Genomic DNA, 26081 nt, shown 5'->3' with positions numbered 1-26081 from the left:
GATGGCTGATATTACAGATATTAAATCAATCGTTTACACAGAGAAAACGCTTGGTCTGCAGGAAGAGGGTGTCGTCGTTGTTCAGACATCCCCGCGTATGACCAAAACCGGTCTCAAAGAGGTGTTCCGTGAGTACTTCGGTGTTATCCCGACACGTATCAACTCACTGAACCAAAGCGGTAAGACAAAACGCTTCCGCGGTGTCATGGGCAAGCAGAACGACTATAAAAAGTTTTATGTCAAGCTGCCTGAGGGCGCAGCAATCGAATCGATGGCGGTGTAATCATGGCAATTAAAACTTACAGACCAATTACCCCGAGTCGCCGTTTCTATACGAACATCGACTCCGGTGACATCACAGCAAAGGCATCTGTCCGCTCTCTGCTGGTCAAGCTGCCGGCACACGCTGGTCGTAACAACAACGGACGCATCACGTCCCGCCACAAGCAGGGCGGTGCGAAGAAGCTCTATCGTATCATCGATTTCAAACGCAACAAGTTCGGTATCCCGGGCAAAGTTGCCGCGATCGAGTACGACCCGTACCGTAACTGCCGTATCGCGCTTATCAACTATGCAGACGGTGAAAAGCGTTACATCCTTCAGCCGAAGGGCCTGAATGTCGGTGACATGGTTGCAGCAGCAGTCGAAGGCCTCGACATCAAGCCGGGCAACGCGATGAAGCTCAAAAGCATTCCGGTCGGTACTACCGTCCACAATGTCGAGCTCAAGCCGGGCAAAGGTGCACAGATGGTCCGCTCTGCCGGTACATCTGCTCAGATCATGGGTCGTGACGGCAAGTACGTCTCCCTGCGTCTGCCTTCCGGTGAAATGCGCTACGTCCTCGGCGAGTGTATGGCGACGATCGGTACTGTCGGTAACGAAGAGTACAGCAACATCGTCTTCGCGAAAGCCGGTCGTACACGCCACATGGGTATCCGCCCGCAGACGCGCGGTTCCGCGATGAACCCGATTGACCACCCGCACGGTGGTGGTGAAGGTAAAACAAACTCCGGTCGTCACCCGGTTACTCCGTGGGGTAAACCGACCAAGGGTGCGAAAACGCGTCGTAAAAAAGCGAGCGATAAGCTTATTATCACTCGTCGTAAGAAAGGTTAATCGATGGCACGTTCAGTAAAAAAAGGTCCGTTCGTAGACGACCATTTGATGAAAAAAGTGCTCGCAGCCAAAGAAGCGAAGAGCAATAAGCCTATCAAGACATGGTCACGCCGCAGCGTGATCCTGCCGGATATGATCGGTCTGACACTCAACGTCCACAACGGACGCCAGTTTGTACCGGTCTACGTGACAGAGAACCACATCGGCTACAAGCTCGGTGAGTTCGCTCCGACACGTACATTCAAGGGCCACAAGGGCTCTGTACAGAGAAAAGGGTAACGCATGGCAAGAGCACTGTTGAAATTTATCCGCGTCTCTCCGACGAAGTCTCGCCTTATCGCACGTGAAATCCAGGGCATGAACGCTGAAGAAGCGATCGCTGCACTGGAGTTCACGCCGAACAAAGCGGCGAAGATCATCTCCAAAGTCGTCGCATCGGCTGTCGCGAACAGCGGCAACGATGCCAGCGACTGTGTGATCACTTCTTGCCGTGTTGACAACGGTCCGGTTCTCAAACGCTTCCGTCCGCGTGCTCGCGGTATGGCAAGCGGGATCCGCAAACCGACGGCACACATCTTAGTAGAAGTAGAGGGTAAATAATTATGGGTCAGAAAGTCAATCCGATCGGATTCCGTCTGGGCATCAACCGTAACTGGGAGTCCCGCTGGTATCCGAATTTCAAAAACGCACCGGCCAACCTGGGCGAAGACCACAAAATCCGTACTTTCCTGAAAAAGGAACTCTACTATGCAGGTGTGAACAACATCATCATCGAGCGTACGGTTAAGCGTCTGCGCGTCACGATCGTCGCAGCACGCCCGGGTATCATCATCGGTAAAAAAGGTGCTGATATCGAGAAGCTCAAAACAAAGCTTCAGAACCTGATCGGCAAAGACATTGCCGTCAACATTAAAGAAGAGAAAAAGTCGATGATCGCGGCGCAGCTTGTTGCTGAGAACGTTGCGACACAGCTGGAGCGCCGTGTTGCGTTCCGCCGTGCGATGAAGAAAGTAATGCAGAATGCACAGCGTGCCGGTGCCAAGGGTATCCGTATCGCCGTCGCAGGCCGCCTCGGTGGTGCTGAAATGGCACGTACCGAGTGGTACCGCGAAGGTCGCGTGCCGCTGCATACGCTCCGTGCCAAGATCGATTACGGTTTTGCCGAAGCGCATACAACCTACGGCATCATCGGTATCAAGGTCTGGATCTTCAAAGGTGAAGTCCTCTCCAAAGGTATCCAGCCGGAACCTAAAGAAGAAGATAAGCGTGAGCGCCGCGGTCGTGCTCCGAGAAAGGCGGATTAATCATGTTGATGCCAAAAAGAATGAAATTCCGCAAGTACATGAAAGGTCGCAACCGCGGTAAAGCGCGTAGCGGCTACAAACTTGCGTTCGGCGATATCGCGTTCAAAGCGGTTGAAGCGGGTCGTATTAACTCCCGTCAGATCGAAGCGGCGCGTATCGCGGCAACCCGTCACATCAAGCGCCAGGGTAAGATCTGGATCCGTGTTTTCCCGGACAAGCCGCTTACTGCGAAACCGCTTGAAGTACGTATGGGTAAAGGTAAAGGTGCGATCGACCAGTGGGTTATGAACATTAAACCGGGTCGTATCATCTTCGAAATGGGTGGCGTTGAAGAGTCTCTGGCACGCGAAGCGCTGACGCTTGCGATGCACAAGCTGCCATTCAAAACGAAAATTGTAACGGCGGAGATGGACAATGAAGTATACTGATTTGGCAGAGAAGACTTCAGCGGAACTGAGCGCAATGCTCAAAGAGAAGAAGACTGAGCTCTTCACGCTGAGACTGAAGCAAAAAACGATGCAACTGCAGAACACGAGCGAGCTGCGCAACGTGCGCAAAGATATCGCCCGTATCAACACTGCGCTCAGCGCAGCGAAGTAAGGAGACCCGAATGTCTAAACGTGAAATTCAGGGTGTAGTCGTCAAGAAAGCCGGTGACAAAACGGCGACGGTCGTTGTCGAGCGCCGCGTTATGCACCCGCGCTACCACAAAACGGTCAAGCGTTTCAAAAAATATCTCATCCACGATGAGAACAACACGCTGAACGTCGGTGACGAAGTGATCGCGGTTGAGTGCCGCCCGATGTCCAAGACAAAGTCTTTCGAACTTAAAAGCGTTGTCGCCACAGGAGTAGAGTCATGATCCAGAGCTTTACTCGTCTGAACGTTGCAGATAACACTGGTGCGAAAGAGATCATGTGTATCAAGGTTCTGGGCGGTTCCAAGCGCCGTTACGCTTCTGTAGGTGACGTTATCGTTGCTTCAGTCAAGAAAGCGCTCCCGACCGGAAAAGTCAAAAAAGGTCAGGTCGTCAAGGCTGTCGTTGTCCGTACGAAAAAAGAAGTACAGCGCGAAAATGGTTCTCTGATCCGTTTCGATGACAACGCTGCCGTCATCCTCGACGCGAAAAAAGAGCCGATCGGTACCCGTATCTTCGGTCCTGTTAGCCGTGAAGTACGCTACGCAGGTTTCATGAAGATCGTGTCCCTGGCTCCGGAGGTTGTGTAATGGCAAAGTTTAACTTCAAAAAAGGCGATATGGTCGAGATCATTGCCGGTGACGACAAAGGCACCAAGGCAGAAGTTCTGATGGTCATGCCGAAAGAGAACAAGGTCCTCGTCAAAGGCTGCAAGCTCGCGAAAAAAGCGGTCAAGCCGACGGAAGAGAACCCGAAGGGCGGATTCATGAGCAAAGAGATGCCGATCGATGCATCCAATGTCCGCAAAGTGGAGGCGTAAGTTATGGCACGTTTGAAAGATAAATATGTCGCGATGAAACCGGAGCTGCAGAGCAAGATGGAGATCAAAAACCCGATGCAGATCCCTGCGGTCGAGAAGATCATCATCTCTGTCGGTACCGGCTTCGCGATGAAAGACAACAAACTGATCCAGAACATCCAGGACACGATCAGCCTGATCGCCGGTCAGCATGCGACTGTCGTCGATGCTCGTAAATCCGTTGCAGGCTTCAAAGTCCGCGAAGGGATGCCGGTCGGTGTCAAAGTCACCCTGCGCGGTGAGAACATGTACACCTTCCTGGACAAACTGATCGCTGTCGCTCTGCCGCGCGTGAAAGACTTCCGTGGTATCCCGCGCAACGGTTTCGACGGTCGCGGTAACTACAACTTCGGTCTGAACGAGCAGCTGATCTTCCCGGAAGTCAACTATGATTCCATCATGCAGATCCACGGGATGAACATCACGATCGTCACAACGACGCAGAGTGACAAAGAGGCATTTACCCTGCTCGAAGCAATGGGTATGCCGTTCGCGAAAGGAAGAGAGTAATGGCTAAGAAGTCCATGATCGCAAAACAGCAGCGCAAACCGAAATTCGCGGTTCGTGCTTATACACGTTGCCAGATCTGCGGCCGCCCGCACTCTGTGCTCCGTGACTTCGGTATTTGTCGTGTTTGCTTCAGAAAAATGGCAAATGAGGGATTGATCCCAGGCGTCAGAAAGTCAAGCTGGTAAGCTTGAAACTCCTGACTGTTAGCAAGGAAAAATAAAATGGTAAATGATCTTATTGCAGACTCTTTGACCCGTATCCGGAATGCAGCAATGCGTCGCCTCGACGTGACAACGCTGATGCACTCCAAGTCCGTCGAAGCAGTCGTTGGTATTCTCGCAGAGAAGGGTTACATTGATAGCTTTAACGTTGTCGAAGACGGCAACAAGAAGAGCATCAACGTTGTGTTGAAGTATGATGAAGCGGGTAAAACCGTCATCAACGAGATGAAGCGCGTTTCCAAACCGGGACGCCGCGTGTACAAGGGCCGTGACGATATCAAGCGTTTCAAAAACGGCTACGGTACGATCATCGTCAGTACTTCCAAAGGTGTCATCCCGAACGATAAAGCTTACGAGCTCGGCGTCGGCGGTGAAGTACTTTGTACAGTTTGGTAAGGAGATAACGCATGTCACGTATTGGTAAAGCTCCGGTCGCATTCCCGGCCGATGTGAACGTAACGACTGACGGTGAAGTTATCACTTTCAAAAAAGGCAACAACACGCGTACCCTCGACACGAAAGGCAACGTTGAATTCAAAATTGAAGACAACACGTTGACGTTCGCATCCAAATCCGATGCACGCGAGCACCGCGCTTTCTGGGGAACCTACCGTGCCCTCGCTGCAAACATCGTCAAAGGCCTCACTGAGGGCTTCACGAAGCAGCTCGAGATCAACGGTGTCGGTTACCGTGCCGCGGTCCAGGGCAAAGTCCTGAACCTGCAGCTCGGCTTTTCCCATGACATCAACTACGACATCCCTGCGGGTGTTGAGGTTTCTGTCGACAAGAACGTTATCACCCTCAAAGGGATCGATAACCAGCAGATCGGCCAAATGGCTGCCGAGATCCGCGCTTTCCGTCCGCCGGAGCCTTACAAAGGCAAAGGTGTCAAATATGTTGAAGAGCATATTGTCCGCAAAGCCGGTAAAACAGCTAAAAAATAAGGGGTGAGCAGATGAATGCAAAAGTATTGAAAGCAAAAGTTTCAAAACGTGTTCAGCGCAAGCGCCGCATCCGTGCAAACATCAACGGTACGGCAGCGAAGCCGCGCGTTAGCATCTTCCGCTCTAACCGCTACCTCAGCGTCCAGGCAATCGACGACGCGAGCGCGGTCACACTGGCAGCTTCCAACACGAAGCCGCTGGGTGCGAAAGCGAACAAAGAGGGTGCGGCTGCACTGGCAGCAGATTTCGCAGGCAAGCTCAAAGCAGCTGGCGTCAGTGAGATCTTCTTTGACCGTAACGGTTACGTCTACCACGGCGTCGTTGCGGCATTTGCCGATGCACTTCGCGCGAACGAAATTAAGTTTTAAGGACTGATCGATGAAAACTGTCAACAGAGAAGAATTCGAAGAATCGATCGTACACATCGGTCGGGTCACAAAAGTTGTCAAAGGTGGTCGTCGTTTCCGTTTCACTGCGCTGGTCGTCGTCGGTAACAAGAACGGCATCGTCGGTTTCGGTTACGGCAAAGCCAAAGAGGTTCCCGACGCAATCCGCAAAGCGGTAGACGAAGCGTTCAAAAACTTGACGGATGTTAAGATTAAAGGGACTACAATTGCGCACGATATCGAGCACAAGTTCAACGCAAGCCGCATCCTGATGAAACCGGCCTCCGAAGGTACCGGTGTTATCGCCGGTGGTGCGATGCGTCCGGTTCTCGAACTCGCGGGTATCCAGGACATCCTGACGAAATCCATCGGTTCGAACAATCCGAATTCGGTTGTCCGCGCGACGATCGAAGCGCTTGCGCGTATGAAAGGATAAGCATATGGCACTCGAAAACTTGACACCGTCCGCTGGCTCCACGCATTCTACGAAGCGTCTGGGCCGCGGTCAGGGTAGCGGTAACGGTAAAACCGCAGGTAAAGGTAACAAAGGTCAGAAGGCACGTTCAGGTTACAATGCAAAGCGTAACTTCGAGGGTGGTCAGCAGCCGCTGGCACGCCGTCTGCCGAAGATCGGGTTCACGTCACGTGTTGTTAAACCGTACGTTATCAACGTCGACCGCATGAAAGCGGTTGCGGCACTCGACGAGATCACAGTCGAAGCGATCCGCGGTGTTCACAAGATGAGCAAGGCCGTGACTAAGGTCAAACTGGTCGGCGCATCTGCGAAAGACCTCGCTTCCAAGATCAAAGACGAAAACGTTACAACAACCGGCAAGTAATGAACCAGCAGCTCATCAACAAGATCCTCATTACGATCGGGTTTCTGTTCCTCTACCGGCTACTGGCCTACGTGCCGGTACCGGGCGTAGACACTGCCGTCATCGCCTCTTTCTTCGATTCACACTCCTCCGATGCTCTCGGCCTGTTTAACATGTTCAGCGGAAACGCCGTCGAACGCCTCTCCATTATTTCACTCGGTATCATGCCTTACATTACCGCGTCGATCATTATGGAATTGCTTGCAGCGACCTTCCCGAACCTCGGACAGATGAAAAAAGAGCGCGACGGCATGGTCAAATATATGCAGATTATCCGCTACTCCACGATTGCCATTACCCTCGTACAGGCGGTCGGCGTCAGCATCGGTCTGCAGAGCATGACAGGAAAAGACGGCAGCAGCGCGATCCTGATGGACCACGGCACTTTTGTCATGGTCGCGGCGATCTCCATGCTCGCCGGTACAATGCTGTTGATGTGGATCGGTGAGCAGATTACGCAAAGCGGCGTCGGCAACGGTATCTCTCTGATCATCTTCGCCGGGATCGTCTCTGCGATCCCCTCTGCGATCGGTCAGACGGTCACGATGCTCAATACGGGTGCGATCAGCTTCATCACGGTTATTGCGATCCTGCTGCTGATCCTCGTCACCGTCGGTATCATCATCTACGTGGAACTCGGCGAACGCCGCATCCCGGTGACGTATGCCAAGAAAACGATGATGGCGAACCAGAACAAGCGCGTGATGAACTACATCCCGATCAAGGTCAACCTTTCGGGCGTCATCCCGGTCATCTTCGCTTCGGCGATCCTGATGTTCCCGATGACGGTACTCTCCAGCAGTACGAACCCGTATGTTCAGGCGGTAGCGGACCTGCTCAATCCGAGCGGCTACTTCTTTAACTTCCTGACCTTCCTGTTCGTTGTCTTCTTCGCGTATTTCTATGCGTCGATCGTCTTCAACGCGAAGGATATCTCCGATAACCTCAAGCGCCAGGGCGGTTTCATCCCGGGTGTACGCCCGGGTGAAGCAACGAAGGAGTTCCTGAACGAAACGGCATCCCGCCTGACGTTTACAGGGGCGATCTACCTCGGCCTGGTTGCGACACTGCCGTGGATCATCGTCAAGGGGATGGGTGTACCGTTCTACTTCGGCGGTACGGCCGTACTTATCGTCGTCCAGGTTGCTCTTGATACGATGCGCAAGATCGAAGCGCAGATCTACATGAGCAAGTACGAAACCCTCAGCGCGGTCGGTCTGTAACTCCCATGGCCATCGCGCTGCGCAAACCTGAAGAAATCGAAAAACTCCGTGCCGCCAACGCTATCGTCGGCGGTACCCTTGACCTTCTCCGTAAAGAGACCCGTCCGGGGTTGAGCCTCAAAGAGCTCGACGCCATGGCCGAGGATTACATCCGCAGCCACGGTGCGCGTCCCTCTTTCAAAGGGCTCTACGGATTTCCCAATGCTGTCTGTACCTCTCTCAATGAAGTTATCATCCACGGCATTCCCAATGATTACCGTCTGCAAGAAGGCGATATCATCGGTTATGACATCGGGACGGAACTCGAAGGCTATTACGGCGATTCGGCCATTACCGTCCCGGTCGGAACGGTGACCGAGCAGGACAACGCGTTGATCGCTTGTGCCAAAGATTCGCTCTACTACGCCATCGATATCATTGAAGAGGGGATGCGGTTCAAAGAGCTCTCCATGGCCATAGAGCAGTTCATTCTCGAGCGCGGCTTCGTGCCGCTGCGCGGGTTCTGCGGCCACGGTATCGGCAAGCGTCCCCATGAGGAGCCGGAGATCCCGAACTATCTGGAAGGTTCGAACCCCAAGGCGGGTCCGAAGATCAAGAACGGCATGGTGTTCTGCATCGAGCCGATGATCTGCCAGAAAGAAGCCAAGGCGGTGATCCTGGAAAACGGCTGGGACGTTGTCAGCAGCGACGGCCTGCGCGGATCGCATTACGAACATACGGTTGCTGTCATCGGCGGCAAAGCGGAAATCTTATCATTACCCCAAGGAGCATAAATGGCAAAAGATGATGTCATTGAGGTTGACGGTACAGTAGTTGAAGCGCTGCCGAACGCGACTTTTCGTGTAGAGCTTGAGAACGGCCACGTGATCCTGTGCCACATTGCCGGCAAGATGCGGATGCACTACATCAAGATCCTTCCGGGCGACCGCGTCAAGATCGAACTGACGCCGTACAGCCTGGACAAGGGCCGCATTACGTACCGCTATAAATAATACATGCTTCCCCATGGAATTCGTACTGTTTTTCAGTGCGGTTCCAGCATGAAATTTTAAACTTTTTGGATATAATTTTCCTCCTCGTCGGGATGTAGCGCAGTCTGGTAGCGCACCAAGCTGGGGGCTTGGGGGTCGCAGGTTCGAGCCCTGTCATCCCGACCATTTTCCACCACACTTTTTTTCAAAACTTAGGTTACTATTTCAGATTCCACTTTCGCCTTTACGGGCACGGAGAACTGCTTGCGGCAAATCAGCAATTTTGTCTACTGCGATGACTTCATCGCCGACCTCCGATATGAGACCCGCCTGATGGCCAACCCCTATTACGACTACCCCTATCTTATCATCGAGAACTTCCTCTCCACCGAAGCCTGTGCTGAGATCGCAGCGTATACCTCTGAAAAGAGCGAAGGAGAGCGGGCCCTGGTCAAGCACAGCCAGCTCGGTGTGATCGTACCCGAACTGGAAGAAGATATCCGTAAGACGGCGATCCATCAGCTGCCCGAAGCCCTGCTTGAAGGGTATAACCTCAGTTTCGCCTATCACCAGCAACAGATTGAAGATTATTTTAAAGTGGCCCTGACGACTGCTACGGAGGTGCAGGCACTGGAGTACACTGCAGGGGGGTTTTATATCAAGCATGCCGATGATTCGAACGAATTGGTGAGCGGCGACGGGGAAACGGTCGGTTTTGCACAGGTCGCCCCGGAACGCAAGATCACGACGGTGCTTTTCGCGACGACGCATCGGGATGAAGAGGGGGAGGGGATGCACTTCTCCGGAGGGGAGCTGCGCTTTAACTATCTCAGCGGTGCCGACGGGGTGCCGGTGTGTATACGCCCCAAAGCCGGGGATATGGTCATCTTCCCGAGCAACCCGATCTACAGCCATGAAGTCCTGCCCGTCACCGGCGGATACCGCCTGACCCTCGTGCAGTGGCACGATGCCATCATCAGCTGAAAGAATTGAGGTAGGAGCAGGAGACAGAAACGCGCGAAATAAAATGCAGTATAATAACTCTATGATGTAATAATTTCTCACAGTTCAATGAAATAAAACATTGGTTGAAGGAGAGGCGATGATTAAATCGAATATCACCCTTTTCGAAGGGATACTGCACCGCGCCTTTGACCGTTTTTATGAAGATCTGATCAAGAATACCTATGTTGAGGAGTTCTTAAAAGGGGTCGATCTTGCTCATCTCAAGCAGGCTCAGCTTGCCAGTTTCCTCGAGGCCGTGTATGATGAGGATGAGGCTTTTTTTGCACGCTTCAAACAGTTGGGCCTCTTCCATTTCAAGATGGGACTTCCCTATGTCGAGTACCGAGGCGCCTTCGATACACTCTATACCTTTCTGATCGATGAACTCGAAGAGGTGAATGATATTACGGGCCTGCCCGACGCGATCGAGCTCTATATCCGCCGGGCGATCAACGCCAGTGCCGCCGGCTACCTGGCGCCCAACCTTGACAGCGATCAGAAGACCCTTGAGCGCCAGATCAAGCAGCAGATCGGTATTCCTGCGGTCAAGGAGCACCTGGAGTGGATCCTCGAGGTGATCAAAGATATCCGCCTGATGAACCCCAACGCGCGGATCGAGTTTGACGAACACCGCTGCATGTGCGGCAGCTGGCTGCACAGCGCGGAACTCGTGAAGTTCATCCCCGATCCCATGGTGCGGCAGGATATGCTGGACACGCACCGTGATATCCATCTGATCACGATGAACATCTACCGGTCCATCAAGCGGGAGGATTATCACAAGATCTTCATCGACTACGTCATGCTGGTCCGTCAATCCATGTACCTTTACAACGAACTCAATATCAACGTTACCCAGCAGACGCTGATCGATGACGTCTCCAAGGATGCACTGACGGGTCTGTTGAACCGGCGCGACCTCATGGAGATCCTCAGCAGCGAGATCCGGCTGCACAGCCTGATCGGCACGGTTTTTTGCGTCGTGATGTTCGACCTCGACCACTTCAAGAAGATCAATGACACCTGCGGCCACCAGGACGGCGACGTGGTGATAGTCGGGATGGCGGAGACGCTCTCAAAACATCTACGCAAAACTGATCATATTTTCCGCTACGGGGGAGAGGAGTTCCTGGCGATTCTGCCGGGAACGTCGGCCGCAGAGGCGTTTGCCATCTGCGAAAAGATCCGAACCTGTTTTGAAAACCGGACGTGGGAAGGGTGCGTTATCACGACCCCCGTCACGGTCAGCAGCGGCATCGCCGAATACAGCGAACGCCTGCGCGACAATCCCCGCCACCTCGTTTTCGAGGCGGATATGAATCTCTACCGGGCCAAACAGCTCGGCCGCAACCGGACGGTGATGTAGCGCCGTTATTCGCCGAAATGCAGCTGCAGGTAGAAAGTGTTGTAGTTGCTGCCCCCTTTGATCTGGCCGTATTGATGGGCGGATTCGAAGACGCCGGAGCGGTGGTGCAGCGCGTAGCCGAACCAGAGGGCTTTCCACCCGCTTCCAAAGAGACGGCACAGCTCAAAATCGAATGAGAAGTCGAGGTACTGCAGCAGGTGTGAGGTGTGGTCGTAGCCGTCCTTGGCATTGATGGAGCGTTCGATGTAGGTTGTTCGGGTGATGTAGGAGAGCCCGGTGCCGAACCCGAACCGGAGCCACCAGTGCGGCGGCCGGTAGTAGAACTTGAAGGCGCCGACATACTCCTGGGCGGGGGGCTGGAGGTCGTTGGCGAAATGGTGGACGAACCCCGGTGCAAAGTAGGTGCGGATCGGCGCACCGAAGAGGCGCTTCGAGAGCGGCAGGCCGTAAAAGAGGGAGAGCAGGTAGAGCCCGTGTTTGTCCCGGACTCCTTCGCCCAGGAGGTTTTCACTGAAAGAGGAGGGGGTCGCCTCGCCGAAGGCGACGCGCAGGTAGCCTTTGGGGTCGAATCCGTGTCGTGTCCGCTGCGTGTTCTGAAAGATCCCCGCACCGAGGGTAAGTTCGCTCTGCCACGCGGAATCGGTCGTCGGGGCTTCGGCCGCTTCGCCGCCGAGGTAACGCAGCTTCGCGTCGGCGATCAGGGCGATGTCGTCGGTCAGGTACCAGCGCGTGTTGATGCCCGCTTCGGCCGCCGCGTCCGCGCCGACACGGACAAGCTTCTGCCCGTAGTAGGCGCTGTTGTACTCCGCACTTTTGATCTCTGCAGCGGCGTAGGGGCGCCACGACCAGGCGCCCCGTTCCAGCACGGTGCCGACACGCAGTTTCGCATGAGAGCGCCATGCCGGGTCGCTGAGCAGCAGCAGATCGGCGTGCCACTTTCCTGTACGGTAACGCGCCATTACGCCGAGGTCGGCAGTATCGTCGCTGAAGGTGTTCGGGTCGTGCCGCGGCATGTCGACGAAGTGTATAGCGCCGTAGGCGGCAACGCTCCAGCGGTCGTTGCCGCAGAGGGGGATGCCCGCTTCGGTGCCGTCTAAAAAGAGGTAAGGCGTCTCGAGGTAGAGCAGCAGCACATAGCTGTTCAGCAGGGGGTCGCTTTGCGTCGTGGCGTAGGGAACGGAGGCGCTGCGCAGTGTCGAGGCCATGCCCCACGATGCGCTGGCACGCTCCTCGGTTCCACGGGCATAGAACAGCAGCACCAGCAACAGTATCGCCACCCGTTTCATGGGCGCGATTGTAGTGCCCTCCCATTGCAGGGGCGTTACGGGGAGGTTACTGCTTTAGGCCCATACTCCCGGGATATGCGTTCCGCACTGCGGGCAGTCGCCCTCTTCGGTGAGGTGATTCTGTACGTACTGGCCGATATGGCCGCTGCGGTTGATGACCTTGAATCCGCAGTTGGGGCAGTAGGTCGATTCGCGGTCCTCGTCGTCGTAGTTGCCGATGTAAACGAAGTTGAGCCCCTCCTCCTTGCCGATCTCGTAGGCGCGGATCAGGGTGGTTGGCGGGGTCGGCGGGGTGTTGAGCATCTTGTACATGGGGTAAAAGCCGCTGACGTGCCAGGGGATGTTCACGTCGAGGTCGGCGACAAAACGCGCGATCTTTCTTATCTCCTCGTCGCTGTCGTTCTTCCCGGGAATCAGCAATGTCGTTACTTCGATCCAGATCCCCTTGTCGTGGGCGTATTTGACCGTATCGAGCACGGGCTTGAGTTTGGCGCCGCAGATGTCCTCGTAGAACGCTTCCGTGTACCCCTTGACATCGATATTCATCCCGTCGAGGTAGGGCAGCAGGGTGTCAATCGCCTTGTGGGTTTCGAAGCCGCTGGTGACGTAGATGTTCTTCAATCCCGCCTCGTGGGCGAGTTTGGCCGTATCGTAGGTATATTCGAAAAAGACGACCGGTTCGTTGTAGGTGTAGGCGATGGAGTCGCAGCCGTACTCTTTGGCCAGGGCAACGATCTGTTCGGGGCCGAGGGGTTGTCCCGCGATCTTATGGTCGTGCTCCTTGGGGTACTGGGAGATGTCCGCGTTCTGGCAGAATTTGCACGCAAAGTTGCAGCCGACCGTTCCGAAGGAGAAGGCCTTGGTGTCGGGCAGGAAGTGGAACATCGGTTTTTTTTCGACGGGGTCGACGTTCACGGCGGCGGCCAGGCCGTAGGTGAGCAACTGTAGCTGCCCCCCTTCGACTTTGCGGATACCGCAGACGCCGTACTCGCCTTCTGAAAGTTTGCAGTGCTGGTGGCACGCCTCGCAGAGGATGCGGCCGTCATCGAGTTTTTTGGATAACCATGCAGGGGCTGACATACGCTCTCCTTTCATCTGTAATCGGTAGAAAACGGATCGCCTGAATAGGAACTGCTTATATTCCATTATACACTGTTTATGAAAAGGGGCGTTTGGTTCGTTAGAGGGGGCGGATCTTTTTCTTGACGCTTTTCGGGAGATGGGCGAAGGGGAGGGTACGCTCTTTGCCGCTTTCTTGTGCACGCACGACGACGTTCATGCTGTTGGGGTCGAGGCGCAGCAGCTGCCAAAGCTCCTGTTCATGTTCGAAAACGATCTTCAGATCGGCATAGGATTCGGCCGGTTTCTTCTTCGCCATCGCGCTATTTGCGGTAGATCCCGGTCTCTTTGACCTCGATATCGCCGCTCTCCTGCAGCTGGACGAGCGCTCTCTTGAACGCCTTTTTGCTCAGGCCGAAGGTTTTGGTGATGAGGTCAGCATCGCTTTTGGAGTTGTACGGCAGCATGCCGCCCGCCGCGTCGAGGGGGCCGAGGACCTTCGCCTGGTCGCTGCCGGCGCGGGCCGTTTTCCCGACGGGCTGCAGGCTGACGTCAAAATTGCCGTCGGCACGGACCTGTTTCACATAGCCGGTCCGGCTGTCGCCGACCGCGACCGGTTCGAAGATCTCGTTATCGAAGGCGAGCCCCTCGTAGGCATCGTCGACGATCACTTTGAAGCCCAGGGGCGTTTTGGCGATAAAGAGCAGCTTCACCTCTTTGTTCGGGTGGTAGCCCCTCGGCGAATGCGAGAGGTACTTGCTGATGCGCTCCACTCCGACGAGGCGGTCGGACTCTTCATCCTTGACAACCCGCAAAAAACGTTTTTCACCGACTTTGAAGGGGGTCTTCTGACGGTTTTTCGGTACCAGCAGGTCCTTGGGCAGTCCCCAGTCGACGAAGGCGCCGAATTTGGCGACGTCGACGACGGTGAAAAAGCCGAATTCGTCACGCATCGCCGTCGGCTGATCGGTGGTTGCGACGGGACGGTCTTCGGAGTCAGTATAGACAAAGACCTCCAGGAGGTCGTCGATCGCCATGGCATCGGTCACGTACTGGTTGGGTAGCAGGACGTCGCTGCCGTCCTTCGCCATCAGGTAGGCGCCGGGCACGGCAAAGCGGTCGATCCGGAGGGTGTTGACGCGACCGAAGTCAAGGGTGGGGGTAAGGGTACTATTCATACCGACATTATAGCCCAAAGCCTCCGCCGTTATGAGGAGTCATTGTATAATGGGGCATGATGAAGATGATGGGACGGGTTTGGACCGCGGGGCTCCTGGCACTATTGACACTGACGGGGGCGGCAGCGGACGAATACCGTCTCGGCGAAGGGGTGCAGGTCGGCAAAACGCCGCTCTACCTCGGCGGCTATTTCTCCCTGGCCTATTGGAACAACTTCAAAGGATCAAGCGAGATCAGTCTCGATGATCTGGCCGTCATGTTGTACGGTACAAAGGGAGCGTGGAGCGGTCTGGCGGAGATTGAGTGGGGCGATCTGTACCGGAGGCGCTACGGGTACGATGCCCAGACCGATATCGACGGCACCCCCCATACGGAGCGCGTCTACCTCCAGTATGAACCTTCCGAACGGCTGCAGGTGACGGTCGGAAAGTTCAATACGCCGGTCGGCTACTGGAACCGGATGCCGGTCAATGTTCTGCGCGATACGACCTCCAGTCCCAGCATCACGGAGAAGATCTTTCCCCGCTTTACTACGGGCATTGATGCCAAGATCACGGCGGGGTCCGTTAGCGTCAATGTCCTGATGCAGATCACGAAAGACCTGGATGCGGCGTTTAACGGTGACAATCTCTATAACAACTTCGATATCGAGCGCCAAAGCGGGATCGGTGTCATCGGCGAACGGGGGGCCTGGTCGTACGGGGTGAATGCTGGACGCTACGAGGAGCGGGTCGAAGAGGAGGCGTGGGGTTACCTCTATGTATCGGGTCAGTACCGTACACCGTTGACCAGGATCATAGCCGAAGCCGGTTACCGGCGGAATGATGACAACACGCGCAGCAATGCGGGGGGGTACCTCCAGGGAACCCGGCAGATCCGTGATCACCATTACGCGGTACTGCGTCTGGAGTACACAACGGACTATGTGGCCAACTCCGATGACACGGTTACTGTCGTAGGGTATACCTATCGTCCGCTTTTCCCTGTGGCGCTCAAAGGCGAGTACCAGTTTCATACCCGGGAGAACGAGGACGTGATGATTGTGTCGTTCTCGATGCTCTTCTAGGATGCGTACGATGGTGAAACCGGTACTGATTCTGCTCCTCTCCCTGGCGCTTAACGCCGAGGAGTGGGCCCTCATCATCCGTGCCGACTCCCCCCTAAATGCGTTGAGCACGGCACAGATACGCGATGTCTACCTCGGCAAAATTCGTTATGTCAGAGACGTGAGGCTCTTCCCGCTGCAGCTGGGGGCGGAGAATCCGCTGCGCCAGCAGTTCGAACGGGAGACGCTGCAGCTCTCCCGTGCGGCGCTGCGGGAGTGGTGGATCCGGCGCCACTACCTCGGTCAGCGGCCGCCGAAGGTCGTGGGTTCCGCCGAAGCGGTTCTGGCCTACGTGCAGCAGGTGGAGGGTGCTTTGGGCTACATCCCTTACGCCATGGCGGAGGATGCGAATGTCACCGTGCTGCATTATGAAGCGGGGAGGTCGCAGTGATCGGCTGGATCCGGCGGCATATGGCAGCGAAACTGCTGCTGCTGATCTTTCTGATCGGCGTCGTGCCGTATGCGGCGATCCTCGCCTATACGCTCGTGAGTGAGGAGAAGCTCTATACGGAGCATTTCTATGATGAACATCAGGGGAGAATGGCACAGGTCGTTTCGGATGTCGAGGACCATATCGAGCAGCTCTATCGGGAGCTGCACTTTCTGGCCGGTTCGGTTGTCATGGACGACCTGCTGATCAACGACCTCGACCGCCGGGTGGCATCCTTGCTGGAGCGTTACAAGGGGGTATATGATCTTGACATCACTCTGTTGGCGCTGGGGCTCAACGGCCGAGTTGTCGCCGCGACGGATGTGGCGCTGACGGGGAAGCCCTACGCCCGGTATCGCGCCTTCGAGCGTGCCGTGGGGCAGAGTGCGCCCGTCCAGGCGGACGACGGACTTCTGCTGCTGGAGGTCCCGGTGCATGCGGCTTTGGGGGCGGAGCGGGTGATCGGTTACCTGGTGATGGAATACAAAACGGCGAACCTGCAGCGTTTTAATCTGGAAGGTGCCCCGGCATCGAGTTTCTTTGTCAATACGGAGACGGGCAGCACCATCGGGGGGACTTTGCCCCCCTTCAGGGTGGAGGGGCTCAAGGGCGTGGTGGAGAAGAAGCGGACGCTTTGGCTCTATCGTTCGCTGGCGCCGCAACTGGCGGGCTGGTACGTCGTCTACCACCTGGATCGGGCGCTCCAGCGCTCGCTGATCGGCGACCTGAACCGTCTTTTGAGCCTGATGCTGATCTTCGGCGTCGGGGTGATCGCCGCGGCGGCCTTCTGGTTCTCGCGTCGCATCGTCGCCCCGCTCGGGGCGCTGCAGCGCCAGGCATCGGATATGGTGCGGACCCGCCAGTACAGTCTCCCGGTCGACAGCGGACGCACGGACGAGATCGGGCAACTGGCGCAGGCGTTCAACGCGATGGCGGAGGATATCCGCCGCGCCTTCGAGGCGCTGGAACGGGAGAACGTTTTTCGTCTGCAGCGTCTGACGCAGATGATCGCTCTTTTCCACCGCCTGATGGAGACGGAGGAGGAGAGTGCCTGCCTGAAAACGGCCCTCTCCGAACTGAAAATGCTTGCCCCCGAGTACAATGTACGGTTCGCCCGTGCCGGGGCGGCAAAAGCGATGCCGACGCTCTTCGTGTACGACTTCGAGCATGAAACGCTCAAATACTACGGTTCGCTTATCCTGCCCGAAGGGCTGGCGGAGGAAGAGCAGGCGTTTTTCCGTGCCGTCGCTTCGATGATCGCGGCACGGATCGGGCAGATCCGCGCCTATAACAGGTTGCGCCGCGACTCGGCGGCGAAAACGGCGTTCATCTCCCATCTCTCTCACGACCTGCGTACCCCACTGCACGCCATCTTGTCCCAGACCCAGTTCCTAGTCGGTTACGGCAAACTGGAAGCGGGCGCGCTTGAACGCATCGGGGGGATTGAGCATGCCGCCCAGCAGCTGCTGGGGATGGTAAACGATTTGCTGGACCTGGCGCGGTTGGATGCCGGAAAGTACGAGCCGGAGCTGGAAACCCTCCAGACGACGGAGATTAGCGAGATGTTCGATGAGGTGGGGACGCTGCTCGCCCCCCTGGCGGAGCAAAAAGGGGTGGCACTCCTGCTGCCGGCGTCCGTGCCGGACGCGACCGTGGTCGCCGACCGCCGTTTCCTGCGGCAGATCATCCTCAATCTGCTCTCCAATGCCGTGAAATTCACCGACAGCGGCAGCGTCATTTGCCGATTCGATACGACAGAGTCTGTCCTCTGCCTTCGGGTACAGGACACCGGGCGGGGGATGACGGCCGAGACGCTGAAGCATGTCTTTGAACCCTTTGTACAGTCGGAGGAAACGGATCGGGCACGCGGCGGCAGCGGCCTGGGCCTGGCCCTGAGCCGGCGCTATGCCCAGCATATCGGTGCGGAACTGACGCTTTCAAGCGACGGCGTGGGCCGGGGAAGCACGGCGCGTCTCTGTCTGACGACGCTGTAGCGTACGATTTTCGGCTGTTTTCGGGAAACATCACTGTGCGAGCGGTACCCTTGTTTTGCCCGGATACCGCATTGTCAAGGAAACAGCGCGGTTCATCTGCGCACGCCCTGACAGAAGTGCTCTTGGAGTGTGGGCTCACCGCCGAGGGGAACACAGCGTTAGCGTAAGGAGCCGGGCTCTGCCCGGATGCCGTTATGCTTTAATGGTATAGCCGACGCCGCGGACGGTCTGGATCAGTTCCGGGCGGTCAAGCTTTTTGCGGATATTGCGGATATGGACATCGATCAGGTTGCTGACCGAGATCCGGTCGAAATCCTTGCTGATGTGTTCGTTGAGCTGGAAGCGTGTCAGGACGATGCCCTGGTGCTGCATCAGCAGCGTCAGCAGGTCGAACTCTGCCAGACTGAGTTTGACAGGGGCGCCGGCCACACCCACCTCCCTTGCAATAATATCGACGACGACATCGTCAGCATTCAGCTTGGAGCTTTTAAGCGGCGCGTCCCGGCGCAGCAGGGCGCGGACACGTGCCAGCAGCTCGATGCTCGAGTGGGGTTTGCACAGGTAGTCGTCGGCGCCGGCATTGAGAGCATGCACCCGGTCGTCAACGGTGATGTTGGCCGAAAGGACGAGGACGGGAATGCAGATTTTCTGTGTCCGCCAGCCGTGTAGCAGCGTGATGCCGTCGCCGTCGGGGAGGTTCCAGTCCAGAAGGATAAGGTCGAAGTTCTGCTCCTGCATGGCGTGTTTTGCTGCGGCGACGCTGCCGGCGGCAACGGTTTTGTACGCCTCCTGGTGCAGGGTCTCCTCAAGCTGCCGGGCCACGACGGGTTCGTCTTCGACAATCAGGATATCCACTTTGCCTCCTTCTTGGTATTTATTCGTATTATACAAGGGGTTGGTAACCCTTCATCAAATCTTCATACAGATGTTCCATACTGGCAGTGGAGAAAAATGTCGGGGGGCTTCCCCCAGTGATGAGAGGAGATGAAGATGAAAACGCAACTTTGGCGGAAGACAGCGAGTGTAGTTATCGCAGCCGTTTGGCTGGGAGGATGCCAGATGGCGACAACAACCGAGGGCGACAGTGAGGTCGTCGGTGATGTCAGCGGCGGGGGAACGACCTGGAACGGTACCGTGGCCGATTACACGCTTCTGGCCTGGAACGATCTTGGGATGCACTGTATGGACGGGAAGGATTTTTCCGTCTTCTCCATCCTGCCGCCCTATAACAATCTGAACGCCCAGCTGATCAAGAGGGCAGGGACGTCCGATAAGCATGTGACCGGCGGGGTGACGATTACCTATACCGCCGCCCCGTCGCTGGACGGGAAGTACAACACGACGAGTGTCTATACCGACAGCAATGATCTGAAGACGAACTTTTGGGACTACGTGGGAGCACTCTTCAACGCGACACTTGCACCGGACACGGGCCTGACGGGCAATCATACCCCTGAATTGACCGGACATACATTGAGTTACAACGCGGCGGAGCAGTGGTGGGAGGCGACGGGCCTCCCGATTACCCCGTATAACGACGACGGGAGCAAGAATTACTATCCGATGGTGGATGTGACGGCGAAGGATACGTCGGGGAACGTTCTGGCAACGACAAAGGTCGTGCTGCCGGTCAGTGACGAAATGGACTGCCGCGCCTGCCACGGGTCGACAAGCGGTTACACGGCGGCGATGCCGAATGCGGGCTGGGCCAACGACGCCGACCCGGAGAAAGATTACAAATGGAATATTCTGCGGCTGCATGACCAGGAGCATCCGACGGCGGTGAGTGCCCACCAGTCCGAGCTGCAGGCGGCCGGCTACAACGGATATGACAGTGTCGGCCTGGAGGCAACGGCGCAGAACAACAACCCGGTGCTCTGCGCGACCTGCCACAGCACCAACGCGCTGGGCACGGCGGGGGTAAGCGGGACGAAACCGCTGACGGAGGCGCTGCACTCCCTGCATGCCGAGGTCAAAGATCCGGTGAACGGGTTGAGTCTGAACAGTTCGACGAACCGGGACGCCTGCTACCGCTGCCACCCGGGTGCAGCGACGAAGTGTCTGCGCGGCGCAATGGGCAAGCAGAGCAATATCCAGTGCCAAAGCTGCCACGGCAGCATGAGCGCCGTTGGAACACACGGCCGCAACGGTTGGCTGGAAGAGCCCAACTGCCAGGCCTGCCACCAGGACGGGAAGCGGTATGAGACGGCGGTGACGGATATGCAGACGGGCACGCTGCGTGCGGCGCTCGACACCCGTTTCGCGACGAACCTGAACACGCCGGCGTCTGGGGTGAGCCTCTACCGGTTCAGCACGGGCCACGGAGACATGCAGTGTTCGGCCTGCCACGGTTCGACCCACGCCATCTACCCGAGCGCACATACGGAGGATAATCTCCAGAGCATTGCGGTGCAGGGGCACGAGGGCACCATCGCCGAATGTACGGCCTGCCATGACACGATGCCGAGGACAACGGCTGAAGGGCCGCACGGTATGCACAGCGTCGGCCAGTATTGGGTGAGCGCGCACGAAGGCGTCGCCGAAAGGAACCGCTCCCAGTGTACCGTCTGCCACGGCAGCGACTACCGCGGCAGTTTCCTTTCCAAGACCTTCTCGGCCCGCAGTTTCAGCACCGAGTGGGGAACGAAGACCTTCGCCGCCGGCCACGCAGTCAGCTGCTATGACTGCCACAACGGTCCCGGAGGGGATTGATCTTTCACTCAGAGAGGTGCCGCCCGCGTCGGTCTCCTCTCATAGATTTGTAACCATTCTGGCCACTCCTTTCTGAGAAATCTTCATTCAATCTTCATAACTTTTTTTCATAATAGTCCTCACGTTTGTATAAGGAGGACGGTATGAAAGGCAAAAGAGTACTTGCCGGTGTCGTGTGCGTGGCTTTGGCCTGTGCTATGGTAACGGGGGCCAACGCGAAAAGCGATGGGCACAGAGGCAAAAAAGGCAGAGGTGGAAGCGGCGGTACGAGTACGGCTTCTTATACATTACTGGCCTGGAACGACTTGGGGATGCACTGCATGGATGGGAAGGACTTTTCGGTCTTTTCGATCCTGCCGCCCTACAATACGCTCAATGCGCAGTTGATTATGAAAGCTGACGGCGGTGAAAAGCACGTGACCTCCGGGGTCACTATCACCTATGCATCAGCACCGTCACTGGACGGGAAATACAATACGACGAGCGTCTACGACAACCGTCACAATCTCAAGACGAACTTTTGGGACTACGTGGGCAGACTCTTTCTTGTAAGCCCTGCCCCTGATGTCGGCCTGACGGGCAACCATACGCCGGAGATGACCGGGCATTCACTACATTACAATGCAGGGGAAAACTGGTGGGAAGTGACGGGGCTGCCGATCACGCCCTATAACGATGACGGCAGTAAGGACTACTACCCGATGATCGATGTAACGGCGAAGGATGCGTCGGGGAACGTGTTGGCGACTACAAAGGTCGTGCTACCGGTCAGCGACGAGATGGACTGCCGCGCCTGTCATGGCAGTGCCAGCGGCTATAGCGAGGCGATGCCTTCATCCGGATGGGAGAACGATGCCGATCTGGAAAAGGATTTCAAATGGAATATTTTGCGGCTGCACGATGAGGAGCATCCGACGGCGGTGAGCGCGCACCAGGCGGAACTACAGGCTGCGGGTTACATGTCTTATGACGATGCGGGGCTCTATACGACGGCCAAGAACGGCAACCCGGTGCTCTGCGCCACCTGCCACAGCACCAATGCGCTGGGGACGTCGGGTGTGAGCGGGACGAAACCGCTGACCGAGGCACTACACTCCCTGCATGCCGAGGTTGATGACCCGGTGAACGGCCAGCCGCTGAACAGCTCGACGAACCGCGATGCCTGCTACCGCTGCCACCCGGGGGCGACGACGAAGTGTCTGCGCGGGGCGATGGGCAAGATCAGCAGTATCCAGTGCCAGAGCTGTCACGGCAGTATGAACGCCGTCGGGCAGCATGGTCGGGTCGGTTGGCTGGAAGAGCCCAACTGCCAGGCCTGCCACCAGAACGGTATGCGCTATGAAACGGCCGTCACGGATATGCAGACGGGGACATTGCGCGAAGCGCTCGACAGCCGTTTCGCGACCAATGCCGATACGCCGATGTCCGGCGTGAGCCTCTACCGTTTCAGCACGGGGCACGGCGAGATGCAGTGTTCGGCCTGCCACGGTTCAACCCACGCCATCTACCCGAGCTCGCATACGGAGGACAACCTCCAGAGTATTGCCGTACAGGGGCATGCGGGGACGATTGCCGAATGTACGGCCTGCCATGAGACGGTACCGGCAACGACCAGCGGCGGTCCGCACGGCATGCACAGCGTCGGACAGTATTGGGTGGGTGCGCATGAGCATGCCGCCGAAGGCAACCGCGCACAGTGCGCTGTCTGCCACGGCAGCGATTACCGCGGCAGTTTCCTCTCCAAGACCTTCTCGGCGCGCAGCTTCAGCACCGAGGGTGGGACGAAGACCTTCCCCGCCGGTCACGCGGTCAGCTGCTACGACTGCCACAACGGTCCCGGCGGGGATTGATCCCTCCGCGACAAAGGGTGCCTCACCGGCACCCCCTTTCTCACAACACCCCATCACCAAGCCCACATTGACAATATTCGGACGGATAGGACATCCGGAGATGACGTTCTGGATTCTGCTTGACCGTCAGGCGATATAGTGCCGGTTCGCAGAGATCACAGATACCGTTTCGGCATAAAGAAATTGAAGTTATTTTTGTTAGAATCTACACATTTTTAGCGGAGGGGAAATGCATGGAGCAGCGCTATGTATCTGTTTGGAACCGGTTTTTGGCGTATTGGATCGATATGATCGTTCTAAACGCCTTTTTCGGTCTTTTCTTTGCGTTTCCTCTTCTCTTCGGGTTCGAGTCTTCCGGGATGTCGATCGTACTCGCTGTGACCCTTTCGATCGCCGCGCTGCTTTATATGCCGCTGATGCATGCCTCGGCTTATCAGGGGACCGTCGGAAAGCTGGCGCTGGGGCTGCGGATTGTCGGCCCTGACGGTGGGCGTATCGGTTTTTTAAGGGCGTTTATCCGCGAGATCATCAAAGGATTCTCCTTTCTCTTCGTCCTGCCGCTTGTTGTTATATTCTTTTCGAAAAAGCGGCATGCATTGCATGACATGGCGGTCGGAAGTTCCGTACTCGATCTGGATAGCGAGAGCACAGGTAGTTACCGGAGCGCCAGGAACATTGCAACCCTCTTTTTCATCGTGACGCTTCTTTCCAGTATAGGCGGCATGCTTTTTTTTGCCAGTGCGGCAGGGAGTCTGTTGTCGCAGATGGGAAAAATAGTCTCGTTGTCGCAGCCGAATATATCTGGGAGGCTACAGACAGGAGCTATGCACAGGGGAATGAACATGCATGACGCGAATGTGACATACCGTATCCGTTACGAATCGCATATGGAGTTCAGCGGGGCACAGTCGGCGCCCGTACCGGTAAGTGCTTCCGCTGGACATGGTTCGGATGTGACGCAGCAGCTCTTTGCCCTGGTCAAAGGGACAACAGACGACGATTACAAAGTGATGCGCCTGATCGTGAGGGGAGCGGATGTCAACGCCAGGGATGATGAAGGGCGGACACCGCTTTTTTGTGCTGTGCAGCAGAAGCATGTTGAGATGGTCAAGGTCCTGGTCTTCAAAGGTGCGGATACGCGGGCTAGAGATAAGCAGGGGGTGTCGATCCAGACGTTGGCGAAAAATGACCGCGCGCTGCAGAGGGCGTTGCGCTACGGCAGGGAACAGTAGCCGTCCCTGTGGAGTGAATTTACCGGTATTCTTAATAATACATTCAGCTTTTTTTAAGTAATATACGCGTCCACTTTACCGTTTTAAACACAAAGCGTTGAGTATTTACATCTGTTTTTTGACAAGGCAGCTGCAAGTATTGGCAGGGTAAAAGTCCCGCCTAAAACGCGTAAAGCGAATCGCTGGTTATCGTGGGCCGTTTCCGCACGGCGGAATGCGGCTGAACCCATTTTCCCCGGGTGGGGAGAGTGTTCCAATTAAACCAACCAAGGGCATACAATGAAAGTACGTTCTTCCGTCAAGAAGATGTGTGATGACTGTAAAGTCATCAAGCGCAAAGGGATCGTCAGAGTAATCTGTAAGAACCCTAAACATAAACAGAGACAAGGATAAACATGGCACGTATTGCTGGTGTAGACCTTCCTAAGAAAAAACGCGTCGAGTACGGCCTGACCTACATCTATGGTATCGGCCTTCACACGTCACGCCTGATCCTCGATGCGACTGGCATCGATTACAACAAGCGTGTCTATGAGCTCTCCGAAGACGACGTCGCGGTCATCACAAAAGAGATCCGTGAAAAATACATGGTTGAGGGTGACCTGCGCAAACAAGTCGCAATGGACATCAAAGGCCTGATGGACCTCGGTAACTACCGCGGTCTCCGCCACCGTAAGGGACTGCCTTGCCGCGGTCAGAAAACGAAGACAAACGCACGTACCCGCAAAGGGAAGCGTCGTACTGTCGGCGCAGCGTAAGGAGCGATTGAATGGCTAAACGTAAAGTAACTCGTAAAAAAGTTGTCAAGAAGAACATTGCACGCGGTATCGTGCATATTTCTGCATCTTTCAACAACACGCTCGTTACCGTTACCGATGAGATGGGTAACATGATCGCTTGGAGTTCTGCTGGCAGCCTTGGTTTCAAAGGTTCCAAGAAGTCCACTCCGTTCGCAGCGCAGCAGGCGGTAGAAGCCGCTATGGAAAAAGCAATGGTACACGGCATCAAAGAGGTCGGTATCAAGGTTCAGGGTCCGGGTTCCGGCCGTGAAACAGCAGTGAAATCCGTTGGTGCGATCGAAGGTGTTCGCGTCACGTTCATGAAAGACGTTACTCCGCTGCCGCATAACGGTTGCCGCGCGCCGAAACGTCGTAGAGTGTAAGGGGGCTATAGATGGCAAGATACAGAGGTCCAGTAGAAAAGATCGAAAGAAGATTCGGCGTCAGCCTCAACATGAAGGGCGAGCGTCGCCTGGCAGGCAAATCCGCTCTCGACAAACGTCCTTACGCGCCGGGTCAGCACGGCCAGCGCCGCAAGAAAGTATCCGAGTATGGTACGCAGCTCAACGAGAAGCAGAAAGCGAAATTCATGTACGGCATCTCCGAGAAGCAGATGCGTTCACTTTTCGCCGAAGCAAAGCGTCGTGAAGGCAACACAGGTTACAACCTTGTCACCCTGCTCGAGCAGCGTCTTGACAACGTCGTTTACCGCATGGGATTCGCGTCTACACGCCGTTTCGCACGCCAGTTCGTTACCCATGGTCACATCCTGGTTGACGGCAAACGTGTCGATATCCCTTCTTACCGCGTCAAACCGGGCCAGAAGGTTGAAATCCGCGAAAAGAGCAAGAACAACGTTCAAGTTGTCCGCGCGATCGAACTGACCAACCAGACAGGTATGGCTCCGTGGGTCGACGTCGACGGCGAGAAGAAGTTCGGGATCTTTACCCGCCTGCCGGAGCGTGAAGAAGTTGTTATTCCAGTGGAAGAACGTTTCATCGTCGAGCTTTACTCGAAATAATCTTTAATCGAAAG

At 56.1% G+C, this 26081-nt stretch carries 37 protein-coding genes and 1 tRNA gene; 33 read left to right on the top strand and 5 right to left on the bottom strand.

The annotated features are described in order from the left end of the window. Position 1 precedes the first annotated feature (1 nt). The 23 genes from ACM66T_RS12430 (at position 2) to ACM66T_RS12320 (ending at position 11420) form a co-directional block, all read left to right on the top strand. On the top strand, positions 2-283 hold the full coding sequence (locus ACM66T_RS12430) for a 50S ribosomal protein L23 (RefSeq protein WP_231019354.1): 282 nt from the start codon (positions 2-4) through the stop codon (positions 281-283). Between the two features lie 2 nt (positions 284-285). Then, on the top strand, positions 286-1116 hold the full coding sequence (gene rplB, locus ACM66T_RS12425; RefSeq protein WP_231019353.1) for a 50S ribosomal protein L2: 831 nt from the start codon (positions 286-288) through the stop codon (positions 1114-1116). A 3-nt stretch (positions 1117-1119) separates the two neighbouring features. Then, the gene (rpsS, locus tag ACM66T_RS12420) at positions 1120-1395 is read left to right on the top strand and encodes a 30S ribosomal protein S19 (RefSeq protein ID WP_231019352.1); all 276 of its coding nucleotides are present in this window, start codon (positions 1120-1122) and stop codon (positions 1393-1395) included. Between the two features lie 3 nt (positions 1396-1398). Then, positions 1399-1716: a 50S ribosomal protein L22 gene (rplV, locus tag ACM66T_RS12415; RefSeq protein WP_231019351.1), complete on the top strand. Its 318-nt coding sequence runs from the start codon at positions 1399-1401 to the stop codon at positions 1714-1716. 2 nt (positions 1717-1718) lie between these two features. Next, entirely contained in the window at positions 1719-2420 is a 702-nt protein-coding gene (gene rpsC, locus ACM66T_RS12410) for a 30S ribosomal protein S3 (protein ID WP_231019350.1), read from the top strand. A gap of 2 nt (positions 2421-2422) precedes the next feature. Further along, positions 2423-2848, top strand: a complete 426-nt coding sequence (gene rplP / locus ACM66T_RS12405) for a 50S ribosomal protein L16 (RefSeq protein ID WP_231019348.1) — start codon at positions 2423-2425, stop codon at positions 2846-2848. Further along, positions 2835-3020, top strand: a complete 186-nt coding sequence (gene rpmC, locus ACM66T_RS12400) for a 50S ribosomal protein L29 (RefSeq protein ID WP_231019347.1) — start codon at positions 2835-2837, stop codon at positions 3018-3020. Before rplP ends, rpmC begins: the two co-directional genes overlap by 14 nt. Before the next feature lie 10 nt (positions 3021-3030). Beyond that, the gene (rpsQ, locus tag ACM66T_RS12395; protein WP_231019346.1) at positions 3031-3282 is read left to right on the top strand and encodes a 30S ribosomal protein S17; all 252 of its coding nucleotides are present in this window, start codon (positions 3031-3033) and stop codon (positions 3280-3282) included. After that, positions 3279-3647: a 50S ribosomal protein L14 gene (gene rplN, locus ACM66T_RS12390; RefSeq protein ID WP_231019345.1), complete on the top strand. Its 369-nt coding sequence runs from the start codon at positions 3279-3281 to the stop codon at positions 3645-3647. The genes rpsQ and rplN overlap by 4 nt, the downstream gene beginning before the upstream one ends. Further along, entirely contained in the window at positions 3647-3877 is a 231-nt protein-coding gene (gene rplX, locus ACM66T_RS12385; protein WP_231019344.1) for a 50S ribosomal protein L24, read from the top strand. Before rplN ends, rplX begins: the two co-directional genes overlap by 1 nt. Before the next feature lie 3 nt (positions 3878-3880). Further along, positions 3881-4426 (top strand): 50S ribosomal protein L5, encoded by a 546-nt coding sequence (gene rplE, locus ACM66T_RS12380; RefSeq protein ID WP_231019343.1) that lies wholly within the window; start codon positions 3881-3883, stop codon positions 4424-4426. After that, positions 4426-4611, top strand: coding sequence for a type Z 30S ribosomal protein S14 (locus tag ACM66T_RS12375; protein ID WP_231019342.1), 186 nt, complete (start codon positions 4426-4428; stop codon positions 4609-4611). Before rplE ends, ACM66T_RS12375 begins: the two co-directional genes overlap by 1 nt. 36 nt (positions 4612-4647) lie before the next feature. Continuing rightward, positions 4648-5043: a 30S ribosomal protein S8 gene (rpsH, locus tag ACM66T_RS12370; protein WP_231019341.1), complete on the top strand. Its 396-nt coding sequence runs from the start codon at positions 4648-4650 to the stop codon at positions 5041-5043. Positions 5044-5054: 11 nt separating this feature from the next. Further along, entirely contained in the window at positions 5055-5591 is a 537-nt protein-coding gene (rplF, locus tag ACM66T_RS12365; protein WP_416768625.1) for a 50S ribosomal protein L6, read from the top strand. A gap of 11 nt (positions 5592-5602) precedes the next feature. After that, complete coding sequence (gene rplR, locus ACM66T_RS12360; RefSeq protein WP_231019339.1) at positions 5603-5959, top strand: 50S ribosomal protein L18; 357 nt, start codon at positions 5603-5605, stop codon at positions 5957-5959. 10 nt (positions 5960-5969) lie between these two features. Then, positions 5970-6413 (top strand): 30S ribosomal protein S5, encoded by a 444-nt coding sequence (gene rpsE / locus ACM66T_RS12355; RefSeq protein WP_231019338.1) that lies wholly within the window; start codon positions 5970-5972, stop codon positions 6411-6413. 4 nt (positions 6414-6417) lie between these two features. Further along, a complete protein-coding gene (gene rplO, locus ACM66T_RS12350) occupies positions 6418-6816 on the top strand; it encodes a 50S ribosomal protein L15 (RefSeq protein ID WP_231019337.1) in 399 nt (132 codons plus the stop codon). Beyond that, entirely contained in the window at positions 6816-8078 is a 1263-nt protein-coding gene (gene secY / locus ACM66T_RS12345) for a preprotein translocase subunit SecY (protein ID WP_231019336.1), read from the top strand. The genes rplO and secY overlap by 1 nt, the downstream gene beginning before the upstream one ends. Positions 8079-8083: 5 nt before the next feature. Next, positions 8084-8851, top strand: a complete 768-nt coding sequence (map, locus tag ACM66T_RS12340; protein ID WP_231019335.1) for a type I methionyl aminopeptidase — start codon at positions 8084-8086, stop codon at positions 8849-8851. Continuing rightward, positions 8852-9070, top strand: a complete 219-nt coding sequence (infA, locus tag ACM66T_RS12335; RefSeq protein WP_231019334.1) for a translation initiation factor IF-1 — start codon at positions 8852-8854, stop codon at positions 9068-9070. It begins immediately after the preceding gene. An 88-nt stretch (positions 9071-9158) separates the two neighbouring features. Further along, positions 9159-9235 (top strand) — tRNA-Pro (locus tag ACM66T_RS12330). Positions 9236-9313: 78 nt separating this feature from the next. Then, a complete protein-coding gene (locus tag ACM66T_RS12325) occupies positions 9314-10033 on the top strand; it encodes a 2OG-Fe(II) oxygenase (protein WP_231019333.1) in 720 nt (239 codons plus the stop codon). Positions 10034-10151: 118 nt separating this feature from the next. Further along, positions 10152-11420: a GGDEF domain-containing protein gene (locus tag ACM66T_RS12320; RefSeq protein WP_231019332.1), complete on the top strand. Its 1269-nt coding sequence runs from the start codon at positions 10152-10154 to the stop codon at positions 11418-11420. Positions 11421-11425: 5 nt separating this feature from the next. On the opposite strand, the gene ACM66T_RS12315 is transcribed toward ACM66T_RS12320, so the two are convergent. From ACM66T_RS12315 to ACM66T_RS12300, 4 genes are all read right to left on the bottom strand, one after another. Continuing rightward, positions 11426-12706 (bottom strand): MipA/OmpV family protein, encoded by a 1281-nt coding sequence (locus ACM66T_RS12315; RefSeq protein ID WP_416768624.1) that lies wholly within the window; start codon positions 12704-12706, stop codon positions 11426-11428. Positions 12707-12760: 54 nt separating this feature from the next. Next, positions 12761-13786: an AmmeMemoRadiSam system radical SAM enzyme gene (amrS, locus tag ACM66T_RS12310; RefSeq protein ID WP_416768623.1), complete on the bottom strand. Its 1026-nt coding sequence runs from the start codon at positions 13784-13786 to the stop codon at positions 12761-12763. A 100-nt stretch (positions 13787-13886) separates the two neighbouring features. After that, positions 13887-14084, bottom strand: coding sequence for a hypothetical protein (locus ACM66T_RS12305; protein WP_345969984.1), 198 nt, complete (start codon positions 14082-14084; stop codon positions 13887-13889). A gap of 4 nt (positions 14085-14088) precedes the next feature. Then, entirely contained in the window at positions 14089-14943 is an 855-nt protein-coding gene (locus tag ACM66T_RS12300) for a S1 RNA-binding domain-containing protein (protein WP_416768622.1), read from the bottom strand. A gap of 56 nt (positions 14944-14999) precedes the next feature. Between ACM66T_RS12300 and ACM66T_RS12295 the strand changes: the two genes are divergently transcribed. From ACM66T_RS12295 to ACM66T_RS12285, 3 genes are read left to right on the top strand one after another with little or no spacing between them, the layout of a single operon-like run. Beyond that, positions 15000-16010 (top strand): hypothetical protein, encoded by a 1011-nt coding sequence (locus tag ACM66T_RS12295; protein WP_345969982.1) that lies wholly within the window; start codon positions 15000-15002, stop codon positions 16008-16010. Positions 16011-16020: 10 nt separating this feature from the next. Further along, complete coding sequence (locus ACM66T_RS12290) at positions 16021-16440, top strand: hypothetical protein (protein ID WP_416768621.1); 420 nt, start codon at positions 16021-16023, stop codon at positions 16438-16440. Further along, positions 16437-18473: an ATP-binding protein gene (locus ACM66T_RS12285; RefSeq protein WP_416768620.1), complete on the top strand. Its 2037-nt coding sequence runs from the start codon at positions 16437-16439 to the stop codon at positions 18471-18473. The genes ACM66T_RS12290 and ACM66T_RS12285 overlap by 4 nt, the downstream gene beginning before the upstream one ends. Before the next feature lie 192 nt (positions 18474-18665). On the opposite strand, the gene ACM66T_RS12280 is transcribed toward ACM66T_RS12285, so the two are convergent. Continuing rightward, positions 18666-19328, bottom strand: a complete 663-nt coding sequence (locus tag ACM66T_RS12280; RefSeq protein ID WP_416768619.1) for a response regulator transcription factor — start codon at positions 19326-19328, stop codon at positions 18666-18668. Positions 19329-19532: 204 nt separating this feature from the next. Between ACM66T_RS12280 and ACM66T_RS12275 the strand changes: the two genes are divergently transcribed. From ACM66T_RS12275 to rpsD, 7 genes are all read left to right on the top strand, one after another. Then, positions 19533-21185, top strand: coding sequence for a hypothetical protein (locus tag ACM66T_RS12275; RefSeq protein ID WP_416768618.1), 1653 nt, complete (start codon positions 19533-19535; stop codon positions 21183-21185). Between the two features lie 143 nt (positions 21186-21328). Beyond that, positions 21329-23035 carry a multiheme c-type cytochrome gene (locus ACM66T_RS12270; RefSeq protein ID WP_416768617.1) on the top strand — a complete coding sequence of 569 codons (1707 nt, stop codon included), beginning with the start codon at positions 21329-21331 and terminating at the stop codon, positions 23033-23035. Positions 23036-23268: 233 nt separating this feature from the next. Beyond that, positions 23269-24267: an RDD family protein gene (locus ACM66T_RS12265; RefSeq protein WP_231019316.1), complete on the top strand. Its 999-nt coding sequence runs from the start codon at positions 23269-23271 to the stop codon at positions 24265-24267. A gap of 279 nt (positions 24268-24546) precedes the next feature. Beyond that, entirely contained in the window at positions 24547-24660 is a 114-nt protein-coding gene (gene rpmJ, locus ACM66T_RS12260) for a 50S ribosomal protein L36 (protein ID WP_231019314.1), read from the top strand. A 2-nt stretch (positions 24661-24662) separates the two neighbouring features. After that, a complete protein-coding gene (gene rpsM, locus ACM66T_RS12255) occupies positions 24663-25025 on the top strand; it encodes a 30S ribosomal protein S13 (RefSeq protein WP_231019313.1) in 363 nt (120 codons plus the stop codon). Between the two features lie 11 nt (positions 25026-25036). Then, complete coding sequence (gene rpsK / locus ACM66T_RS12250; protein ID WP_231019312.1) at positions 25037-25429, top strand: 30S ribosomal protein S11; 393 nt, start codon at positions 25037-25039, stop codon at positions 25427-25429. A gap of 11 nt (positions 25430-25440) precedes the next feature. Then, positions 25441-26067 (top strand): 30S ribosomal protein S4, encoded by a 627-nt coding sequence (gene rpsD, locus ACM66T_RS12245; RefSeq protein WP_231019311.1) that lies wholly within the window; start codon positions 25441-25443, stop codon positions 26065-26067. The last annotated feature ends 14 nt before the right edge of the window (positions 26068-26081 follow it).

It is taken from the genome of Sulfurimonas sp. ST-25, from assembly GCF_048079205.1.
Lineage (GTDB): Bacteria > Campylobacterota > Campylobacteria > Campylobacterales > Sulfurimonadaceae > Thiomicrolovo > Thiomicrolovo sulfuroxydans.
The sequence above is the reverse complement of the archived record's forward strand: the minus strand, read 5'-3'. Positions and strand labels throughout refer to the sequence as shown.

What these genes read in the sequence shown, in the direction of transcription:
- rplP (WP_231019348.1), top strand. Translation starts at nt 2,423, where the DNA reads ATGTTGATGCCAAAAAGAATGAAATTCCGCAAGTACATGAAAGGTCGC.
- amrS (WP_416768623.1), bottom strand. Translation starts at nt 13,786, where the DNA reads ATGTCAGCCCCTGCATGGTTATCCAAAAAACTCGATGACGGCCGCATC.
- ACM66T_RS12305 (WP_345969984.1), bottom strand. Translation starts at nt 14,084, where the DNA reads ATGGCGAAGAAGAAACCGGCCGAATCCTATGCCGATCTGAAGATCGTT.
- rpsQ (WP_231019346.1), top strand. Translation starts at nt 3,031, where the DNA reads ATGTCTAAACGTGAAATTCAGGGTGTAGTCGTCAAGAAAGCCGGTGAC.
- ACM66T_RS12320 (WP_231019332.1), top strand. Translation starts at nt 10,152, where the DNA reads ATGATTAAATCGAATATCACCCTTTTCGAAGGGATACTGCACCGCGCC.
- ACM66T_RS12295 (WP_345969982.1), top strand. Translation starts at nt 15,000, where the DNA reads ATGATGAAGATGATGGGACGGGTTTGGACCGCGGGGCTCCTGGCACTA.
- rplN (WP_231019345.1), top strand. Translation starts at nt 3,279, where the DNA reads ATGATCCAGAGCTTTACTCGTCTGAACGTTGCAGATAACACTGGTGCG.
- rpsC (WP_231019350.1), top strand. Translation starts at nt 1,719, where the DNA reads ATGGGTCAGAAAGTCAATCCGATCGGATTCCGTCTGGGCATCAACCGT.
- rpsH (WP_231019341.1), top strand. Translation starts at nt 4,648, where the DNA reads ATGGTAAATGATCTTATTGCAGACTCTTTGACCCGTATCCGGAATGCA.
- ACM66T_RS12300 (WP_416768622.1), bottom strand. Translation starts at nt 14,943, where the DNA reads ATGAATAGTACCCTTACCCCCACCCTTGACTTCGGTCGCGTCAACACC.
- rpsS (WP_231019352.1), top strand. Translation starts at nt 1,120, where the DNA reads ATGGCACGTTCAGTAAAAAAAGGTCCGTTCGTAGACGACCATTTGATG.
- rplE (WP_231019343.1), top strand. Translation starts at nt 3,881, where the DNA reads ATGGCACGTTTGAAAGATAAATATGTCGCGATGAAACCGGAGCTGCAG.
- rplB (WP_231019353.1), top strand. Translation starts at nt 286, where the DNA reads ATGGCAATTAAAACTTACAGACCAATTACCCCGAGTCGCCGTTTCTAT.
- rplX (WP_231019344.1), top strand. Translation starts at nt 3,647, where the DNA reads ATGGCAAAGTTTAACTTCAAAAAAGGCGATATGGTCGAGATCATTGCC.
- rpmJ (WP_231019314.1), top strand. Translation starts at nt 24,547, where the DNA reads ATGAAAGTACGTTCTTCCGTCAAGAAGATGTGTGATGACTGTAAAGTC.
- map (WP_231019335.1), top strand. Translation starts at nt 8,084, where the DNA reads ATGGCCATCGCGCTGCGCAAACCTGAAGAAATCGAAAAACTCCGTGCC.
- rplV (WP_231019351.1), top strand. Translation starts at nt 1,399, where the DNA reads ATGGCAAGAGCACTGTTGAAATTTATCCGCGTCTCTCCGACGAAGTCT.
- rplR (WP_231019339.1), top strand. Translation starts at nt 5,603, where the DNA reads ATGAATGCAAAAGTATTGAAAGCAAAAGTTTCAAAACGTGTTCAGCGC.
- ACM66T_RS12275 (WP_416768618.1), top strand. Translation starts at nt 19,533, where the DNA reads ATGGCGACAACAACCGAGGGCGACAGTGAGGTCGTCGGTGATGTCAGC.
- rplO (WP_231019337.1), top strand. Translation starts at nt 6,418, where the DNA reads ATGGCACTCGAAAACTTGACACCGTCCGCTGGCTCCACGCATTCTACG.
- ACM66T_RS12430 (WP_231019354.1), top strand. Translation starts at nt 2, where the DNA reads ATGGCTGATATTACAGATATTAAATCAATCGTTTACACAGAGAAAACG.
- rpsM (WP_231019313.1), top strand. Translation starts at nt 24,663, where the DNA reads ATGGCACGTATTGCTGGTGTAGACCTTCCTAAGAAAAAACGCGTCGAG.
- rpsD (WP_231019311.1), top strand. Translation starts at nt 25,441, where the DNA reads ATGGCAAGATACAGAGGTCCAGTAGAAAAGATCGAAAGAAGATTCGGC.
- ACM66T_RS12375 (WP_231019342.1), top strand. Translation starts at nt 4,426, where the DNA reads ATGGCTAAGAAGTCCATGATCGCAAAACAGCAGCGCAAACCGAAATTC.
- ACM66T_RS12290 (WP_416768621.1), top strand. Translation starts at nt 16,021, where the DNA reads ATGGTGAAACCGGTACTGATTCTGCTCCTCTCCCTGGCGCTTAACGCC.
- ACM66T_RS12315 (WP_416768624.1), bottom strand. Translation starts at nt 12,706, where the DNA reads ATGAAACGGGTGGCGATACTGTTGCTGGTGCTGCTGTTCTATGCCCGT.
- rpsK (WP_231019312.1), top strand. Translation starts at nt 25,037, where the DNA reads ATGGCTAAACGTAAAGTAACTCGTAAAAAAGTTGTCAAGAAGAACATT.
- rplF (WP_416768625.1), top strand. Translation starts at nt 5,055, where the DNA reads ATGTCACGTATTGGTAAAGCTCCGGTCGCATTCCCGGCCGATGTGAAC.
- secY (WP_231019336.1), top strand. Translation starts at nt 6,816, where the DNA reads ATGAACCAGCAGCTCATCAACAAGATCCTCATTACGATCGGGTTTCTG.
- infA (WP_231019334.1), top strand. Translation starts at nt 8,852, where the DNA reads ATGGCAAAAGATGATGTCATTGAGGTTGACGGTACAGTAGTTGAAGCG.
- ACM66T_RS12265 (WP_231019316.1), top strand. Translation starts at nt 23,269, where the DNA reads ATGGAGCAGCGCTATGTATCTGTTTGGAACCGGTTTTTGGCGTATTGG.
- ACM66T_RS12270 (WP_416768617.1), top strand. Translation starts at nt 21,329, where the DNA reads ATGAAAGGCAAAAGAGTACTTGCCGGTGTCGTGTGCGTGGCTTTGGCC.
- rpmC (WP_231019347.1), top strand. Translation starts at nt 2,835, where the DNA reads ATGAAGTATACTGATTTGGCAGAGAAGACTTCAGCGGAACTGAGCGCA.
- rpsE (WP_231019338.1), top strand. Translation starts at nt 5,970, where the DNA reads ATGAAAACTGTCAACAGAGAAGAATTCGAAGAATCGATCGTACACATC.